Annotated in this window: 9 protein-coding genes; 4 read left to right on the top strand and 5 right to left on the bottom strand. The window is 50.3% G+C overall.

Going from position 1 to position 18687, the window contains the following annotated elements:
* The first annotated feature begins 61 nt into the window (after window positions 1–61).
* The 4 genes from ACYVJM_RS00130 (at window position 62) to ACYVJM_RS00115 (ending at window position 8601) form a co-directional block, all read left to right on the top strand.
* A complete protein-coding gene (locus ACYVJM_RS00130; protein WP_461146176.1) occupies window positions 62–3694 on the top strand; it encodes an ABC transporter permease/M1 family aminopeptidase in 3633 nt (1210 codons plus the stop codon).
* 255 nt (window positions 3695–3949) lie between these two features.
* Window positions 3950–5392, top strand: a complete 1443-nt coding sequence (locus ACYVJM_RS00125) for a DEAD/DEAH box helicase (protein ID WP_461146175.1) — start codon at window positions 3950–3952, stop codon at window positions 5390–5392.
* 121 nt (window positions 5393–5513) lie between these two features.
* A complete protein-coding gene (locus ACYVJM_RS00120; RefSeq protein WP_461146174.1) occupies window positions 5514–7670 on the top strand; it encodes an outer membrane protein assembly factor BamB family protein in 2157 nt (718 codons plus the stop codon).
* Between the two features lie 157 nt (window positions 7671–7827).
* Window positions 7828–8601: a DUF2490 domain-containing protein gene (locus tag ACYVJM_RS00115; RefSeq protein ID WP_461146173.1), complete on the top strand. Its 774-nt coding sequence runs from the start codon at window positions 7828–7830 to the stop codon at window positions 8599–8601.
* Window positions 8602–8637: 36 nt separating this feature from the next.
* On the opposite strand, the gene ACYVJM_RS00110 is transcribed toward ACYVJM_RS00115, so the two are convergent.
* The 5 genes from ACYVJM_RS00110 to ACYVJM_RS00090 form a co-directional block, all read right to left on the bottom strand.
* Window positions 8638–10587, bottom strand: a complete 1950-nt coding sequence (locus ACYVJM_RS00110; protein WP_461146172.1) for a heparinase II/III domain-containing protein — start codon at window positions 10585–10587, stop codon at window positions 8638–8640.
* A gap of 126 nt (window positions 10588–10713) precedes the next feature.
* A complete protein-coding gene (locus ACYVJM_RS00105; protein WP_461146171.1) occupies window positions 10714–12336 on the bottom strand; it encodes a RagB/SusD family nutrient uptake outer membrane protein in 1623 nt (540 codons plus the stop codon).
* Window positions 12337–12372: 36 nt separating this feature from the next.
* Window positions 12373–15495: a SusC/RagA family TonB-linked outer membrane protein gene (locus ACYVJM_RS00100; RefSeq protein WP_461146170.1), complete on the bottom strand. Its 3123-nt coding sequence runs from the start codon at window positions 15493–15495 to the stop codon at window positions 12373–12375.
* A gap of 427 nt (window positions 15496–15922) precedes the next feature.
* Window positions 15923–17809 carry a heparinase II/III domain-containing protein gene (locus tag ACYVJM_RS00095; RefSeq protein ID WP_461146169.1) on the bottom strand — a complete coding sequence of 629 codons (1887 nt, stop codon included), beginning with the start codon at window positions 17807–17809 and terminating at the stop codon, window positions 15923–15925.
* A 37-nt stretch (window positions 17810–17846) separates the two neighbouring features.
* On the bottom strand, window positions 17847–18515 hold the full coding sequence (locus ACYVJM_RS00090) for an SGNH/GDSL hydrolase family protein (protein ID WP_461146168.1): 669 nt from the start codon (window positions 18513–18515) through the stop codon (window positions 17847–17849).
* Window positions 18516–18687: the final 172 nt, after the last annotated feature.

The following is an 18687-nucleotide window of genomic DNA, read 5'->3' as shown; positions in this document are numbered from 1 at the left end:
GCGGACTTGCTGCGTTCTCTGTTCGATGCACGTCAACGGCGTGTTAACCCCTCTACTCACCATGTTTCTACACATATTTTCGTTCGAAATTCGGTATTGGCTCCGGCAACCAATTGTGTACGTCTTTCTCCTGGTCAACGTCCTGATGTTTACCTGGGCAAGCGCTTCCGACGACCTGACCATTGGCGGGACGTTTGGTAACATTCACAAAAATGCCCCATTTGTTGTCCAGAATCAGTATGGTATCTGGTGCCTTTTTGCCCTGCTCATGACGACATCTTTTGTGCAAAGCGCGGCTATTCGCGACTTTACGTACAAGACCAGCCAAATCGTCTTCTCGTCTCCCATTCAAAAGCTGGATTACCTGGCCGGACGCTTTTTTGGTTCATTTCTGGTTTCGTTAATCCCTTTTCTGGGCATATCCATCGGTATTATATTTGGTTCCTGGATTGGGCTGGTTACCGGTGCAACGGATGCCGACCGGTACGGCCCCATTGTGTGGTCGGCGCATCTGGATAGTTTCCTGATTTTTGCCATACCCAACACATTTCTGGCGGGTGCGTTTATTTTCATGCTGGCGGCTTTGACGCGCTCGTCCATTACCGCCTTCATTGGAGCCGTCGTTTTGCTGGTCGCCCAGTTGATTGCGGGTACATTCCTGAGCGACGTTGACAATGAGCATCTTGCGGTTTATTTTGACGCGCTTGGCTATGGCCCTTTTCAGCTCATCACAAAATACTGGACTGTCAGTGATAAAAATACCCAATCGGTGGGCCTTAATAATAGTCTGGAACTACTGAACCGGGCAATCTGGGTTGGCTTCGGTGTTGTTCTGCTGGCCATTACCTACGTCCGGTTCTCGTTTGAAGAGAAAGTTCAAAAAGCCAGAAAACGGCGAGCTGTTTTACCAGAAAATGCTGCTGTGGCCGGGAAAGCCACTTTTCGCCCGCTTCAATCGCTTCCACCGGTCCATTTGCACTACGGGTGGTCGGCTCAGTGGGTGCAAATGACGCGGGTTTTCAGAACCGATTTCTGGGGTACCGTCAAAGGCACAGCTTTTATTGTGATTCTGTTGGCCGGCCTGCTTAACATGGGCTTCTCACTGCAATATGCCGGTAAATTCTACGGGCTGAGTTCGTACCCTGTTACGTATCAGGTCATCCAGCTTATCCGCAGCACCATTGCTCTATTTCTATTCGCTATTATAATCTTCTACTCGGGCGCTATTATCTGGAAAGAACGGGATGCTGACCTCGACCAGATTTATGATGCCATGCCACACCGAAACTGGTCGGTATTTGTTGGAAAGTTTCTTGCTATGATGGGTATAGTGGCCATTATTCAGGTGCTGTGCCTGATTGCTGGTGTGTCTACGCAGTTGCTGATGCACTACCCAACGGTTGAGTTAGGCCAGTACCTGATCGAATTTTTCCTGATTGATCTGCTTCGCTATGCACCAATCGTGATTTTGTCGATGCTGATGCATACGCTGCTCAACAATAAATATGTTGCCTTTTTTATGGTCGTCGCGGTACTGATTGCCAACGCGTACATGTGGCCACCGCTGGATGTTCAGAGCAACCTGATTCAGTTCAACGCTTCTCCTAACTACCAGTATTCCGACATGAACGGCTGGGGACCTTTTGTTACCTCTTTTGCCTGGTTTCGGGTTTACTGGTCACTTTGGGCGGCTGTATTGGGTCTGGTAGCCATTTTATTTTGGGCACGGGGAAAGGACATGACCTGGCAAACCCGCTTCCGATCAGCCAGGCAGGCACTCAACGGACCCAACAGACTAGTATTTGCAGGATTGGCAGTAGCCCTCCTGCTGGTTGGTGGATTCATCTTTTACAATACAAAAGTCCTGAACCGCTATGCCACGACCAAAGAACGGGAAAAAGAGCAGGTCGCTTACGAAAAGAAATACAAACGCTATGAACACCGACCACAGCCGCGAATTTCCAACGTTAGATACACCATCGATGTCTATCCGGAAGAGCGAAACCTGCTCGTAAAGGGTGATTATGTATTGGTCAATAAATCGACGACGCCCATCGATTCAGTGCATATTGTGCTGCCCAACCGACTGGACTATAGCCTTACACTGGATCGTGCCAAACTGGCCCTATCCGATTCCCTGCTTCAATACCGAATCTATAAACTCAGCCCCGCGCTTGCGCCCGGCGATTCACTTCAGTTGCACTTTATTACCCGCAAAACGACGCCCGGTTTCGAGAACGAGGTTCAGTTTACAAAGCAGGTTAGCCAGAACGGCTCCTTTTTCGACAACTCCGATATTGCGCCACAAATTGGCTACCAGCAACAAGGCGAGCTCAGCGATAAGAACGACCGAAAGAAATACGGTTTGCCGGAGAAAGCCCGGATGCCGAAACTGGAGCGCGACTGCACCGGCGACTGCATGGATACCTACCTCAGCAATAACTCCGACTGGGTAATGGTGGAGACAACCATTAGCACCTCGCCGGACCAGATCGCCGTGGCACCTGGATCACTACAGAAAGAGTGGCAGCAGACAGGCCCGGACGGCCAGAGTCGCCGGTATTTTCACTATAAGCTGGACCATCCATCCCTAAACTTTTACTCGTTCATCTCCGCACGTTATGAGGTAGCTCGCGAGAAATGGAATGGCATTGATGTGGAGGTTTATTACGACAAAAAGCATCCGTATAATGTCCGCAACATGCTCGAATCCATTAAAGGGTCGCTGGCTTACTATACGGAGCACTTTGGCCCCTATCGGCACAAACAGGCCCGTATCATTGAATTTCCGAGGTATGCCCGCTTTGCACAGGCTTTCCCCGGCACCATGCCCTATTCGGAATCCATTGGATTTATTTCCCGCATCGACCCCGAAGAAGATATCGATATGGTCAAATATGTGGTTGCGCATGAGATGGGGCACCAATGGTGGGCACACCAGGTGGTGGGAGCTTATATGCAGGGAGCGACTATGCTTTCCGAAACACAGGCGCAATATTCTGCCTTGATGGTGATGGAAAAAGCGTATGATAAAGGCCGGATGAAGAAGTTTCTGAAGTACGAAATGGATCGGTATCTGTCTTCGCGGGGCACCGAATCGCTCAAAGAAGTACCACTGGAACGAGTCGAGAACCAGGGATATATTCACTACAATAAAGGCAGTTCGGTCATGTATTATCTGAAAGAGCTGATTGGCGAGAGCGCGGTTAATAAAGCCCTCCAGACGATGGTTAGCCAGTATGCTTATCGACAGCCGCCCTACCCTGTTTCGTATAATCTGGTAGACCTGTTCCGGCAGCAAACACCCGATTCACTCCAGTCGGTCATCACGGACCAGTTTGAGCGCATCACCATCTTCAATAACCGGGCAACGGCTGCATCGGCCAGGAAATTACCCACTGGGCAGTACGAAGTAACGGTCGATGTGCAGGCCGAGAAATTCTACGCCGACTCGCTGGGTCGGGAAACAGCGGTTAAACTCAACGATCTCATCGACGTTGGGGTGTACGGCAAACCGGCAGCGGGCAAAAAACAGGGCAAGCTACTGGCCATCAGACGGGAGCGCATGCGGCAGAATTCGGGCAAATTTACCTTCATTGTGAAAGAAGAACCTTTTGAAGCCGGTATTGACCCCATTAGCTTCCTGGTTGATCGTGTACCGGATGATAACCTGAAACGAGTGACTCAATTGTAGCCTAAACGCAACCAGATTGACTAAACGATAACGCCCGGTTTTCCGGGACATCAAAAAACCGGGCGTTATCGCTTGTATCAGGCAGCAGGACTTATGACAAAATTGGACACCCAATAGTACCCGAAGGCCTAAGATTCGTTAGAATGGCACTTTATTTGCAGCACCACCGTTGTACCTATATAACTTTACAAAGACGTTGGATGCTGGACCCTTATTATTACCTCATTCCATTGCCTACCGACGTCCATCCAACACATGCAATTTTCAGAATTATCATTAATTGACCCTATCCTGCAGGCCTTAACCGAAGAAGGATACACCAACCCGACACCCATTCAGGAAAAAGCCATACCCATCTTGTTAAGCCGCCGGGATTTATTGGGTTGCGCCCAAACCGGAACGGGTAAAACAGCCGCTTTTGCCATCCCTATCTTACAACTGCTGAGCGAAGAACGAAGTAAAAGTACCGGCGGCCCCCGCCGGATTAAGACCCTCATTCTGACCCCTACGCGTGAATTAGCCATTCAGATTGCCGAAAGCTTTACGGCCTATGGTCGCCATCTAAATATTCGCAATACGGTTATTTTTGGCGGTGTTTCGCAACACGCGCAGGTGAACACGCTCAAATCGGGCGTCGACGTGCTGATTGCTACCCCCGGTCGTTTGCTCGATCTGATGAACCAGGGCTTTATTTCCCTCCGGGATGTTCAGTTCTTCGTTCTTGACGAAGCCGACCGCATGCTCGATATGGGCTTTATCCACGATGTCAAGAAAGTCATTGCCAAACTGCCCACGCATCGGCAATCGCTGTTTTTCTCGGCAACCATGCCACCCGATGTCGCCAAACTAGCCGATACGATCTTAAACAATCCGGCCAAAGTAGAAGTGACGCCCGTGTCTTCCACAGCCGACACCATCGAACAGGCCATGTATTTTGTTGGCAAAGAAGATAAGCGTAAACTGCTTGTCCACATTCTCGACGATAAAAACATTAAATCGGCCCTAGTTTTTGCCCGTACCAAACACGGAGCTGACAAAGTAGTGAAAGACCTCTTGAAAGCCGGAATTGGTGCCGAAGCCATTCATGGCAATAAATCACAAAATGCCCGTCAGCGCGCCCTCTCGAACTTTAAAAGTCGGGAAACACGGGTGCTGGTCGCGACCGATATTGCCGCACGTGGTATTGACGTCGATGAGCTTTCGCACGTGATCAACTACGAATTGCCTAATATTCCGGAAACTTACGTTCACCGAATTGGCCGGACGGGCCGGGCGGGTCATGATGGTATTGCACTCTCGTTTTGCGATGCTGAAGAAACCGAATACCTGCGCGACATTCATAAGCTAATTGGCAAGCGTGTTCCGGTAATCGACAACCACCCTTACGTGCTTGACATTGCTACGGCAACTGTAACACCGGCTCCTGCCCGCCAGGGACAAGGCCGCAGTGGAAACGGTGGAAACCGTAACGGTGGCGGTCGCTCGGGAGGTTCCTTCAATCGGAGCGGTAACAGTAACAACAGCCGTCGGGCCGATAACAGCGGGCCAGCCCGGTCAACAGACCAGCGTCCTTCTGAAGGTACTTACCGCCGTGACGACAGTGCACCAAAACGACCCAGCAACCGTCCGTCGCAGCCCCAAAGCCGAGGCACGGGAAACAGCCGATTCAGCAACTCCAGTTCTGATAAAAACTATTAATGATTTAGCCCCGGACAACCTCCGGGGCTTTTTTGTGTCTCTACTCTGTTTCTCTGAAACTGCGTAGACGGCACATCATTTATGCTTTTCATGTAGATTTGTCAGACTACTCCTAATCTTCATGAAACGATATCTTGTTGCGCTCTCTGCACTGGCCCTGCTGGCAATTGGCTGGTCCCGATTCTATCAGAATACCACCGATACAAAACCGAATGATTACACAAATTGGGGTGAATACCTTGGCGGTCCCGACCGTAGCCATTATTCGGCTTTGACACAGATAACGCCCGATAACGTTCAAGAGCTAAAAGTTGCCTGGACCTATTCAGCACCCGATAGTGGTCAGATTCAGGCCAACCCCATTATTGTCGATGGCGTTTTATACAGCGTCACGCCAACCGTGCAGGCCATTGCGCTGGATGCCGCTACCGGCCGGGAGATCTGGAAGTTTGGTAGTCCAACGAAACAGTCGCTCAGCACCAGCCGGGGCGTTACCTACTGGCAAGCCAGCAAACCCTCCGTTACGGGTGAGTCTGAAGCCCGGATTTTGTATACCGTCGGCTCGCTGCTCTACGCCCTTGACGCCAAAACGGGGAAGCCCATTCAGCGTTTCGGCCAGGATGGGCACATCGACCTCCACGAAGGGCTGGGTGAACAGGCCAAAGACAAATTCGTCATTTCCAATACACCCGGCACCATTTTCGAGGACCTGATTATTATGCCCGTCCGGCTGTCGGAAGGGGCCGATGCGGCACCGGGGCACGTTCGGGCGTTCAATGTCCGCACGGGTAAGCTGGCATGGACGTTTCATACCATTCCGCAACCCGGCGAATATGGTTATGATACCTGGCCAAAAGATGCCTACAAAAATACCGATGTGGGTGGCGCCAATAACTGGTCGGGTATGTCGGTCGACCGGCCACGAGGTATTCTGTATGTACCCACCGGCTCAGCCGCGTTCGATTTCTATGGCGGCAATCGTAAAGGGTCGAATCTGTTTGCCAATTGTTTACTGGCGCTCGATGCCCGTACCGGCAAACGGCTCTGGCATTTTCAGGCCGTTCACCACGACATCTGGGACCGCGACTTTCCGGCTCCGCCCAATCTGCTGACGGTAACGAGTAAAGGCCCCGACGGTCGGCCCCGGCGAGTCGACGCGGTTGCTCAGGTAACCAAGTCGGGCCATGTGCTGGTGTTTGACCGGGTAACGGGCACGCCGCTCTTCCCGATCAAGGAAATGCCAATGCCTAAATCCGACGTTCCGGGTGAAGACGCCTGGCCTACGCAGCCCGTTCCGACCCGTCCGGCCCCCTTTGCCCGGCAGAATTTTACCGAAGCCGACCTAAACCCCTATTCCGAAGACAAGGACACCTTATTGGCGCAGTTCCGGCGGAGCCGCAAGGGAACGTTTCAGCCACTGAGCCGACAGGGGACGTTTATCTACCCTGGTCTCGACGGAGGTGCCGAATGGGGTGGTGCCGCTACCGACCCATCCGGCATCATGTATGTAAATGCCAACGAAGCGGCTTGGCTCATCGCGCTGAACAAGACCCCGAAACAGGACGAACTGGCCCATTTAACGCTCGGAAACCGGCTTTACACTACCACTTGTTCAAGTTGTCACGGTGCTCAACGGAAGGGTAACGCTGCCAGCGGGTACCCTTCGCTGGTGAATATTGGCCAACGACGAGACCGGGCTTATGTAAACCAGGTGATCAGTCACGGGAAAGGCATGATGCCGGGGTTCACTCAGCTATCGACGGCAGAGAAACAGGCGTTGATCGGTTTTTTGTTCGATGATGAAAAGATTGAAGCGGGTAGTCAGTCATCGAAAGGAAGCCAAGCTCCGTTTGTTCCCTACAAAATATCGGGTTATATCAAGTTTCTCGACAGCAAAGGACTGTCGGGCATTTCGCCCCCCTGGGGAACGCTCAATGCCATTGACCTCAACACGGGCGAATACCTCTGGAAGATACCCCTCGGCGAAGAACCTGAACTGGCGAAAAAAGGAATTCGCAATACGGGCTCCGAAAACTATGGCGGCCCGGTAGTAACAGCCAGCGGTTTGTTGTTCATAGCGGCAACGAAAGATGGCAAATTCCGGGCTTTTGATAAAAAGACGGGCAAACAACTTTGGGAAACCACATTACCTGCCGCTGGTTTTGCCACTCCGGCTACCTATCAGGTTGGCAGCAAGCAGTACATCGTCATTGCCTGTGGTGGCGGTAAACTTGGTGCGAAGAAAGGAAATCAATATGTGGCATTTGCTCTGCCGTAACGAACTAAACATTCAGGGCAGCATCCGGCCAACTCCCGGCTCACCAAAAATGTATGCATAGCTGGCAATCTTTCCATCCGGAACCAGTTGGTACTAATTTCAAACCTATCAGGTAAGAAAGCACTTATTCAATAAGTGCTTTCTTACTATCAGCCTGATGCAATTTCGTTACCTTCTTTTCTTTACGCTCCTCTCGATCAGCGGTTTCGGGCAGCAAAACCGGATTATTGACCGAAATGACATCGGGTGGTACACCTACAACGGTGATCATAAAGTGAGCAAACGCTGGGAAATTCATACTGAATACCAATGGCGACGGGTGGAGTTGATTCAGTCCTGGCAGCAGTCGCTTGCCCGGATTGGACTGGCTTATGCGCTAACGGATCAGGTGAAACTGGCGGGGGGGTATACCTTTTTCACGACCTATCCCTACGGCGATTACCCGGTGGCGGATGCCGGTGTGCCTACTATCGAAAACCGCACCCATCAGGATGTTCAACTGAGCACTTCAACCGGGGTTATAAAATTAAGTCATCGCTTTCGGCTTGAACAGCGCTGGCTCGGTATTGGCGCCGACGAGAACCCGCGACGGATTGAACGTTGGGAGTACCAGAACCGGGCCCGTTACCAGCTCTCGGGAACGATTCCTCTCCACGGGCCAACCATCAACGATAATGAGTTTTACCTGAATTTCTTCGAGGAGATTTTCATTGGATTTGGCCGAAATGTTGAGCAGAATGTCTTCAATCAGAACCGGATTTCGGGTGGGTTCGGGTATCAGTTCAGCGATTCGTTCAAAATTGAGCTGAACTACCTTAACCAGATTTCGCAGCATCCGGAACTGGAGCCCATCACTAAAAAACCCGTTTTTGAGATCAACAACGGGTTCCGCCTGAACGTAAAGTACGATCTGGACTTCAGCAAAAAGTAAACTGTGTGCAGGGAGGCTCTGTAGGCCCTGCATACACTATTTTGCTGCTACTTCGAGCATCAGTTTATCTGCTTGCTTTGGCTTGATTACCTGAAAGTTTATCCGGTAAATCGTATCGCCCCACTTTGTAACGATGCCTCGGTCTTCCGGTGCTTCCAGCTTCACTTTTTCGACAGTTGGCTGCATTTGTTTGGGGTTATATCTCACAATGAACTCTTTAGCCAGCCCACCTTTGGGGGCGTAATGGATAATCAGTTCGCCGGGTTTTTCGATCTCCGCCGGGTAGCAGGTCATCAGGTGTTGTGTCAGTGAATTAGCCTGGTTCAGATTAATCACATCCTGCACCTGAACGCTCATGCCCCGAGTTAATCGAATGGTCCGCTGCCAGCTTTTCAGCCCCGCTTCTTTCGGATAAGCCCGGGCAATGTCGACCCCAAATAGAACAGACGTATTATCTTCTTTGTAGGAAATATCCGTTGCCTTAAACGCCATGCCCGGTAGCTGATTAACACCGTTCACAGTTGGCAGGTTATGATACTCAGAGCAGTTATACCATATTTCATACCGTTTGGCACTAAATGTTTTAGCGGTGTACGTGCCGCGTCCGACGTCAATTAACAGCGGCTGTCCATTGTAGTACACTACGTAGTTACCAATGTCGTTGTGGTTATGGCTTTCGTCGTTATGCCCGCCTTTGGCCGCCACGTAAAATCCAGCCGTAGTCCCGGCCTGATCGCGGGCGGCAAACACCTGGAGGTCCGGCAACCACACATTTTTGGGCAACGGCAACCCCTGAGCAGCCTGCTGAAATTCATCCTGCATGAACAGGGCGTAGAAGTGCCGGAAATAGTGAAATTTCCCAATTTCGCCTACTTCCGGCTTGCGGTAATAAGCCCCGAACTTCATCATATCCGGATCGTTAATGGCTTTTCCATAACGGTAGATCATGGTAGCAGCCATGCCGGGTTGCGGATCGGCATCGGCAAAATTCAGAAAGTACTTCTCACTGATTTGCGCACGATAAATGAACCGGCCCATGTTCTTGAATTTTTCATCGGCATATACATACTGAAAAGCATTATTGCTGGCTGTGTTGAGCATGGCAATATTGTCGTACAGCGAAGCGGCTGCGGCTCCCCAATAACTCGGTCCCTCATCGCAACCACCATCGGGTGGGTAGGGATTAAGAAACTCATCCAGCACTGTCAGCAACTTATAAACAGAGGCCGCCCGTTTGTCTTCGTCTTTCTCCAGCAGCAGCACCGCATTTAGCCAGTTCGAGCAAATCCACGGATTCCAGTTGTTAGGCGCACGTCCGGCGGCAGTTTTGGTCATCCAGCCGTGTGGTTTTGTCACCAGTGGCTGAAAAATACGGTAGTTGGTTTCGTAATAGATCCGCTTTCTTATTTGCGGAGAAACGGCATCCAGTTTGTCGCCCAGGTAAAAATCAACCCAAGCCAGGTAGGTAGCGGTTTCGGCCGCGAATAGATCGACAAATGGTTTAGACACGTCCATCAACCCAGCGTAGTCTTTTGATTTAGGCAGGTGAGCCGATGCGCCCCAGAAAGACTCCTCACAAATTGACCAGACACCGTCGATGATCTGATCGACAAATCGACCCTTATTTTCGTAGATCTCGGCCAGCAGCAGGGTGCCCAGTACTTCACGTTTTTCGAAACTAACGGCCTGATACTGGTCACGGTCGCCGGTGCGTTCGATGAGCAGTGATTTTGTGGCGGGTACGTATGGCCATTGGTAAGTGAGATAGGTTTCCGCTTTTCTCAGGTATGCTTTCATCATCGCCTGATCAGCTTTGGCCCAACCCGCCCGATCGTCACGCCGGGGAAACGGAGCCCACTTTGCCTGCGGAATCAACACCGTTTGTAAGGCCTCTTTTGAAAATTTACTACTTAACAGATTCTGTCCCTGCGCAAAAGCGGAGAAGCTTACCAATCCAACGAAAGCAAAAAAAATGGCTTTTTTCATACGAAAACGGAGTAAAGGTTCGGATTAGTAAATCACCATTCATCAGTAACGGCAGTAGGTGCTTACAGAAAGAAGCCTACTGCCGTCAGGTTAATTAATGTCAAACAAACGCTGTCTAACTAATTTTTACCAACCTGGATTCTGTTTCAGGGCTGGATTAAGGGCGATTTCGTTGATAGGTAACGGCCATAAATAATCCTTCTTAGGGTCGAACTTCCGGAAACTCGCATCCTGAACCAGGATATAGTTATCGGCGGTGAGTCGAACGGCGGCCACCGTACCAAATTCAGTTTTGAAGAAGAAATTCCCCAGTACCGGTTTAGGTAATTCAACTTCAGCCGTTTTCCAGCGGATCAGGTCCCAGTACCGGAATCCCTCCTGTGCCAGTTCCACCCGACGTTCCCGGCGGATTTCGTCCCGCATGGTCAGGTCATTCGCCGTCACGAATGCATTGGTCAGTTTCGCAACACCACCCCGCTGCCGCAGTCGGTTAACGGTCAGATCGAGATCAGCGTCGCTAATTGTGCCGTTCAGTTCAAAAAGCGCTTCGGCGTAGGTGACCAGTACTTCGGCATACCGGATGATGGGCCGGTCGATGGTTGACGCCTGCGTATTCCAGTCGTCGATATTCGCTGTCTTGCGGAACATGAAACCTGTTTTATTGAACACCAATGGTGCAATGTCAAAAACGGGCTTCGTGGTCATCATTGGATCACCGCGTTTCATGAACGTGTCGCTCATGCGGGTGTCGCGGTCGCGAAACACATCGACTGAGGCAACCGGCGCTTTGTACAAAGGGGATTTAGTGATGGGCAATCCATCCTTCATGAGGTAGGAATCGGCCAGACTTTTCGTTGGGTTCATGTTCCCGTTTTCGAGGGAACCCCGGTAGTACGAATGGGTTATAACGCGCTCCGTCAGGGATACACCAAACTGTTTCACCAGAATATTTTCGGGATTCTGGCGCCCCTCCCCCGGCATTTGAAACAGATCGAAATACTGCCCGGTATACAGGTTATGCTGCTTGCTGTCGATAACCGCTTTCGAGGCATCTACAGCCGCTTTCAGGTGCCTGGCTGGATCGCCATAGGCATGATATTTAGCCCGTGTTCCTTCAAACAAGGCAACTCTCGCTTTAAACGCCAGCGCCGTTGTGTTACTGATCCGGCCAAAATCGGCGGTTCCCAATACGGTATGAGTCGGCAGCTTTTGAGCAGCGAAATCAAGATCCTGATATATCTGATCGAAGATGGCCTCGCGGGGGCTAGCCGGAGCGGTTAGTTCCGGCGATGACTCATCGAGTGTTTTTAGAATCAGGGGCACTTCCCCGTAGCGTTGAACCAGCGCAAAATAACCCCAGGCTCTGAAGAAACGAGCCTCGGCAGCGTACCGGTCAATAACTGCCTGCGATGCATTGCCCGATGCACGGGGTGCTTTTTCAACGATGTTGTTGGCCGCCCGGATCAGGTTGTAATTAGTATTGTAGTTTCCATCGGTAGCCGGGGCCAGCCGTGAACCATCGCTGATGCTGTTAGAAGCCAGTCCGATGGCATCGTCTGACCAGACATCATCCGTCGACCAGTTCGGCAAAAACGTGTAAAGGTAGTTGGCGGCTGCTTTCAGGTCACCTTCCGAACGCCAGAATGTCTGGTCGCTGATGGAAGTTTCGGGCAGGCGTTCCACCTCACAGGCGGCTAAGCCTATGACCATACCCAATGCAATAATTATATAGTTAATACTTTTTTTCATGGCTACTTACTGATTCGTTCAACGTGAGTCGGTTCATTAAAAGGAGACGTTCAGCCCCACCGAAGCGGTGGCAAAGAATGGGTAATCATTCTCGACACCATCACGCATTTCAGGATCGTAATACCCCTGGAATGCTTTCAGTCCGGACACGGTAAACAAGTCCTGTCCGGAGAAGAAAAAACGAGCCTGTGTGATCCGAATTTTCTCCGTTAACGTGTTCGGCAGGGTGTAACCGAATTGCAGATTCTTCATCCGAACGTAACTGGCGTTCAGCACCCATTTGTCGGATGACAAATAGTTGTGTGTTGCCCCAACATAAGGCCGTGGGTAGAGCGCATTGGGGTTTTCGGGTGTCCAGTAATCGTTATGAATGGCCAGCGCCTGTTTCCAGGTAACGAGCAAGGGGGCAATCGACTCCGTATTAGGCCGATAACTGCGTTTGCCCACACCCTGCATAAAGATGGTGAGGTCGAACCCTTTCCACTGAGCCCCTAACGTGAAACCGAACTGAAGTCGTGGCTGCGTTGTGCCTAAAAGCACCAGATCACCATGATCGGCAATTGAGCCTTTTCCAACGTTGATTCTACTGTCGCCATTTAAATCAACGTACTTAATATCTCCGGCACCGGTCCGGTTGTCCTGAAACGCCCAGCCTTTTACTTCATCTGCCGACTGGAAGTAGCCTGCAGTCTGATAACCCCAGATCGTATTGATCGGATAGCCTTCGATCAGATTGTTCGTACCGGCACCCACGACCGTTCGTCCAACGTAACTCATCAGCTTGTTGAAGTTATCCGACAGGTTGGTGGCTATCGAGTATGTGAAATCTTTACCGATCCGGTCACGGTATTTGATTTCCGTTTCCCAACCCCACGACTTCAACTCACCATTGTTCTGTCTTGGCGTACCAATACCGATGGTTCCGGGCAGTTGTAGCGGAGTGAGCATATTCCGGTTAAACTTCACGTAGTAATCAGCGGTAAACTGGAGCCGGTTCTGTAACAAGCCCAGGTCAAGCCCAACATCACTGGTTTCGATGGTTTCCCACGATAAAGCAGCCGACGGAATTGACCCCTGAAAGATGTACGAAGTCCGGGCATCGCCCAGTACCAGTGCCGAGCCACGACTCAGCTGGCTCAGGTAATCGTAGTTGCCGATGTTGTCCCCTAAAGCCCCACCCAAGCGACCCCAAGAGGCCCGTAATTTGAATTCCGTGAATAAAGGCAAGGCTTTAGCGAACCAGTTTTCTCGCTGGAGGTTCCAGCCAGCCGATGCCGATGGAAATATCTTGGTGCGTAAACCCGATGCCAGTTTCGAACTTTCATCCTGACGCAGCGTAGCCTCAATCAGGTATTTGCCATCATAATTGTAGTTGAACCGCCCAAACACCGACTGGAATGCCCGAGCGCGTACGTATTCACTGTTACTTTTAGTACGGTCATCGCCCAGATTGAGTGTTGGCAAATCGTTGCTGACCAGGTTCGACGAAGCCGTCGCAACCCCTTCTTCGCGATAATCCTCCCACTGGTAACCGCCCAGTATCGAGAAATTATGCTTTTCCCCTAGCTTATATTCGTAGGTCGCCAGAAACTGGAGGTTTGTATTTCGAACCAGTTCATTTGTTACCTGATAGGAGTTGGGGTTATTGGCATAACTCAAAATCCGGGACTTGCCCCAGAGCGGTACAGTACGGAAAAATTGCTGACGGTTTGATGGGCGATACTGAACCCCGGCTACACTGCGCAACGTAAGCCCTTTTACAAAATTGGCCGCCTGGAGGGTTACGACGCCATCGAACTGGCGTTTATTCTGGTTGTTATATCCACCCGATTCGAGTAAACCGTAGGCCGTAGCCGCCGAACCGGCCCCGTTGTATCGTCCTTCGGGCGTAAAGAAGGGCGTTCGGGTTCGAAGTCGGTATACCTGATACAGTAACCCACTTCCGTTAGCATCGGTAGACGATTGTCTGACCTGTTCCAGCGAATAAGACAAACGGGTGTCGAGTGAGATGTGTTTGGTAAGCTGAGCCCCCAGGTTAAGCCGGACGTTATACCGCTTCATATTATCCGGACCCACTTTAAACACGCCCTGTTTCTCGTAATAACCGGCCGATAGCAGGAAATTCACCTTATCACTACCACCACGTGCCGTAAAGTTGTGGGTTTTCATGGCGGTATACTTCCGCAGCAACTGATCTGTTAATGACTGCTGGTTATAGTACAGATATGTTCCCGTATCGGCCGGATTAACTACGTAAGGAACGTTGTTGCGTATACGCTGCAAATCTTCCTCGGTGTACTCCGGTGCACTCCCCGAATTGGCACGGGCCAGGTTAGAGAATTGAGCTTCCTCCAGCAAACTCATACGACCTGGCACATTGATTGACCAGTCAGTACCATATTGTGCCAGATAATCGAAGGTCACTCTGCCCGACTTACCTTTCTTAGTCGTAACCAGCACGACACCGCCCGCTGCCTGAGCCCCATAAATAGCGGCTGCAGCAGCATCTTTGAGCACGCTGATACTCTCAATGTCGTTGGGATTCAGCGTGGTCATGGTAGAAATGGGAACACTAACCCCATCCAGAATAACCAGTGGGTCGACGTTACCATTAGCCGATGTGACACCCCGAATCTGAAGCCGGATGGATTCATTACCTGGTTGCCCGCTCTGACGAGTAATGGTAAGTCCGGGCGTCACCCCCTGTAAGGCATTGGCCAGGTTGGTCGTTGGGCGGTATTGAAGTGATTTAGAATCTACTGTCGACACCGCCCCGGTTAAATTTACCTTCTTCTGCGTACCATAACCAACCACGACAACTTCTTCCAGCGCTTTATCATCATTCTGCATCTGAACGTTGATGACCGACCGGTTATTAACATCGACCTCCTGGTGGGTATAACCTACGAAACTGATAATCAAAACCGACTTACCGCTCGGGACACTAATCTTAAACTGTCCGGTTGCATCTGTGGTCGTACCACGCGTTGTGCCTTTAATGACGACACTAACGCCGGGCAGTGCTTCGCCCTTTTCGTCGGTAATTTTTCCGGATACCGGTTGATCCGCTGTCCCAGCGGACACGGATAAACGAACAACCATTTGTAGAACGAAGAGCCAGATAAGCGACGCCCTTCGGAAAAGATAAATTTGTTGCATAATTATTTGAGCATGAAAGTTGAAAAGATGACTAAAATGAACGTTGTTAAAAACACTGTCTTACTTCCGAACTAGTGGTGCACTAACGTTAGTGCAGTTCCTTGATCATTTGCGTGACTTAAAAATATAGTATTCATGACTACTGAATTTTTAATCGCGTACCGCTATCGTTCAGGATTGTTGAAGACATACTTGTTCAATAACAAAGCCAATTTGAGCCTATTTCTCCATATAGTTCAAATTAAACCGACTATACTCATAACATATAGTCCTTTTTTTCGTGCAACCGTTCCCACAAGCGTTTGCGGTTACGGTTGCACGAAATCATTTTCTTAACTAGAGTTAATAAGTTTAATGGATTAAAAGAAAATGGGTATAGTCGTCTTGACTATACCCATGCTGAAGCCTTTTCTGAACTATCTTCTACCTAGCGTGGCCACTGGGTTAGTGGTTTCGCAGGTTGCTTTTTCTGACCGGTCGACGAACCCGGTGTGAGCGTAACCTGGACAACTGATTTGGTATTGGCGGGGAGTTTAACCTCAAACCCAAGGAGTGTCGTTCCCGGGTTTGGCGCATCAAAATCGTGACTGGGAGTTGTGGGCCAGGTTTTAAAGTCAATCTGAGCGGGCTCCATAACCTGAATTGTGAGCACCTTGCCCTCTTTCGTCAGTTCAGCCCGATTCGCACCGGTTAGTTTTACCGTGGCCGACGTGAGGAGTGTCCAGCGTACCGTGGCCTCCGCAGGCGCTGTTTCAATTTCATCCTGAACCACTACATAGGCTTTATCCACAATGGCGATACCCCGATTCGCTTTGGCTACCGATTGTTTATACAAACTGGATAAGTCAACCTGTGCACTCAAGAAGTTAGGGGACGATGAGTGGGCGGTGAGCGGTGCTTTGCCGTCGACGGCCTGAAGCTCATCATTGATGCTCAAGGTGTTATGAGCGAAGTTGTTATAACGCAGAATCTGCCAGCGTTGTGAATTCTGCCGCATATTCCACAAATCAACCCCTTTAGACTCCAGCGATTCGTATTCCTGCATACCAAAATCAGATGCCCAACGAATGCCATCGGCCTCCATCACGAAAGAACCTACATCCATGTGTGCATGGCTCGTTGCGGGGCTGCCGCCTTTCATGCCCACAAAAATGGCTGCCGGATCGGACCAGGACGTACGCATGAGCGCAACCGGCGTTTTACCTGCCCCTACCCACATGGTTTCTTTAGGTGCGCTCATCCGGCCTATTTTCACACCATTGCTCCACAGCAATGCGGCAGGCAGAAGCCGATCCCGAAGGTGCTTTTTGGGGTCACTGTTCATCAATCGGCTACCTTCGACCCACAGCAGCGGGGGATTATTCTGTTTTTTGGCAAACCAGAACATAGCGGGCTGTAATTCGCCACTCAGGCCTGAGTCGGAATAATTATAGGCATTACCCGATGGGCCGGTCATGTTTTCCAGGTAACCCGCCGTTTTCAGGAATCCGGGTTGGGCAGACAGTCCGAAGTCGTTTCCGAAGAGCTTGTCGAGAGCACTAATGAGCATCACGTTGAAGCTTGTTCCATACCCCCAGTAGCTGTATCCTTCAGGGTATGCTCCATCGGGTTTATAATCGCCCATGGGTAACACAACCGACGAAACAGCCCGGCTAATCAACGCCTTCGACTCTTCCGGCTGATCTTCATATACGGCTATGGCTCCATATGTAATACCGGCATTGCACACCTGGTTCCAGTTATTACTACTTTTGAGCCAGCTGTTGTACTTTGAATCCATTGAAGGTTCAATGCCTTTCTTTAGAATTGCCTCTTTAATTGCCGCCCGGGATTGACCAGACAAGTCGTTGTACAGCCAGTCATAGCCAATTGAAACGGCCATTGTCATTTCGGCCACGTCCAGAAAATGCGACGGATTCCAGTCGGAGAAGGCCGCAATCGTCAATAACTCGGTTTCAGCACGCTGCAGGTACTTTTGCTGGTGCGTCATTCGCCAGGCGTACGACAGGTAAAAAATCCGGCGCAGTGCCTCCCTCGACTTATCGAGCAACCGTCGTCCAATCTGAATTCGCTTTAACGGCTCAACACCAACCAGCTGATCACATTCCGCCAAAATTGCCTGATGGAGCTTTTCCCAGGTTTTGTCAGCACTGATGGTGCGCTTTAACGCATCCTCTTCACCGTTGAGCAAAAGCAGTCTCGGGTGGCCGGGAATGGGCTCGTTGATACGTACTGGGTTCGGTTGCGCCCTGGCCGTTACCATTACAAACAGCACCAGCACCAGCACATTCCAGAATGGGTTGATCAGAGTCATGTTGACAGGATTCTATAAGTGGACGGCCCGAGGTTGTTTATTTGGCAGCACTCATCAGTACTTTCTGCATTTGCTCAGCTACAAGCTTGTTTCCGGCTTCATTCAGATGCACCCGGTCAGTTGTTAGGATTCCTTTCTCTTTGTTTTCAGGGTTGTTTTTGAGATTATAGTCGAGGAATGCTTTCCGTAAATCGACCAGAGGCAGGTTTTGACGTTTGGCCAGATCGCGGATTAACTGACTATACTGATTCAGGTCACCATCCTGTTGGTTACTGAAGTCGGTTTTTTCACCAATGGCGGCCGGCGTACATAAGATAACGCGTGCGTTGGCTGCCTTTAGCTTTTTCACGACCGCTTCATAGAACTTCACAAACTTATCGGGGTCTGTACCGGTACCATAGGAAGCTTTGTGCCAAACATCATTGACACCCACCCAAACGACCACCACATCAGGTTGTTTCGCGAGGACATCGTCATCCATTCGCAAAAAGAGGTCGTAGATTTTATTGCCACCAATACCCGCGCCAATAAGTTCGAACTGTTCAGCAGGTACCATTTTCCGGAGCAGGTCAATGTAGCCGCCTGGATTTACGCCCGCCTGAGTAATGGAGTCGCCAAAGAAAACAACACGAGTGGGCTTAGCCACATTCATGGCCAGCAGGCCCATGGTAAATAAGAAAAGCAGAGATTTAATGGTAGTCTTCATACATACTAAAGTAGTCAGGCATTCACCATTACTCATAAACACATAGCTTGTCTAGTTAATTAACTTTTATGTACCATTTAATATATTTTGTCAGTTGGACAATAGATACAACAAACTAATAAGTAAGACCTAAAGCTAAAAGAACAATAATAGCTTAACTTTACACATGTTT

This window comes from Spirosoma pulveris, from assembly GCF_054781875.1.
Note: the sequence above shows the minus strand (reverse complement) of the source record. Positions and strands in the feature narration are given on the sequence as shown.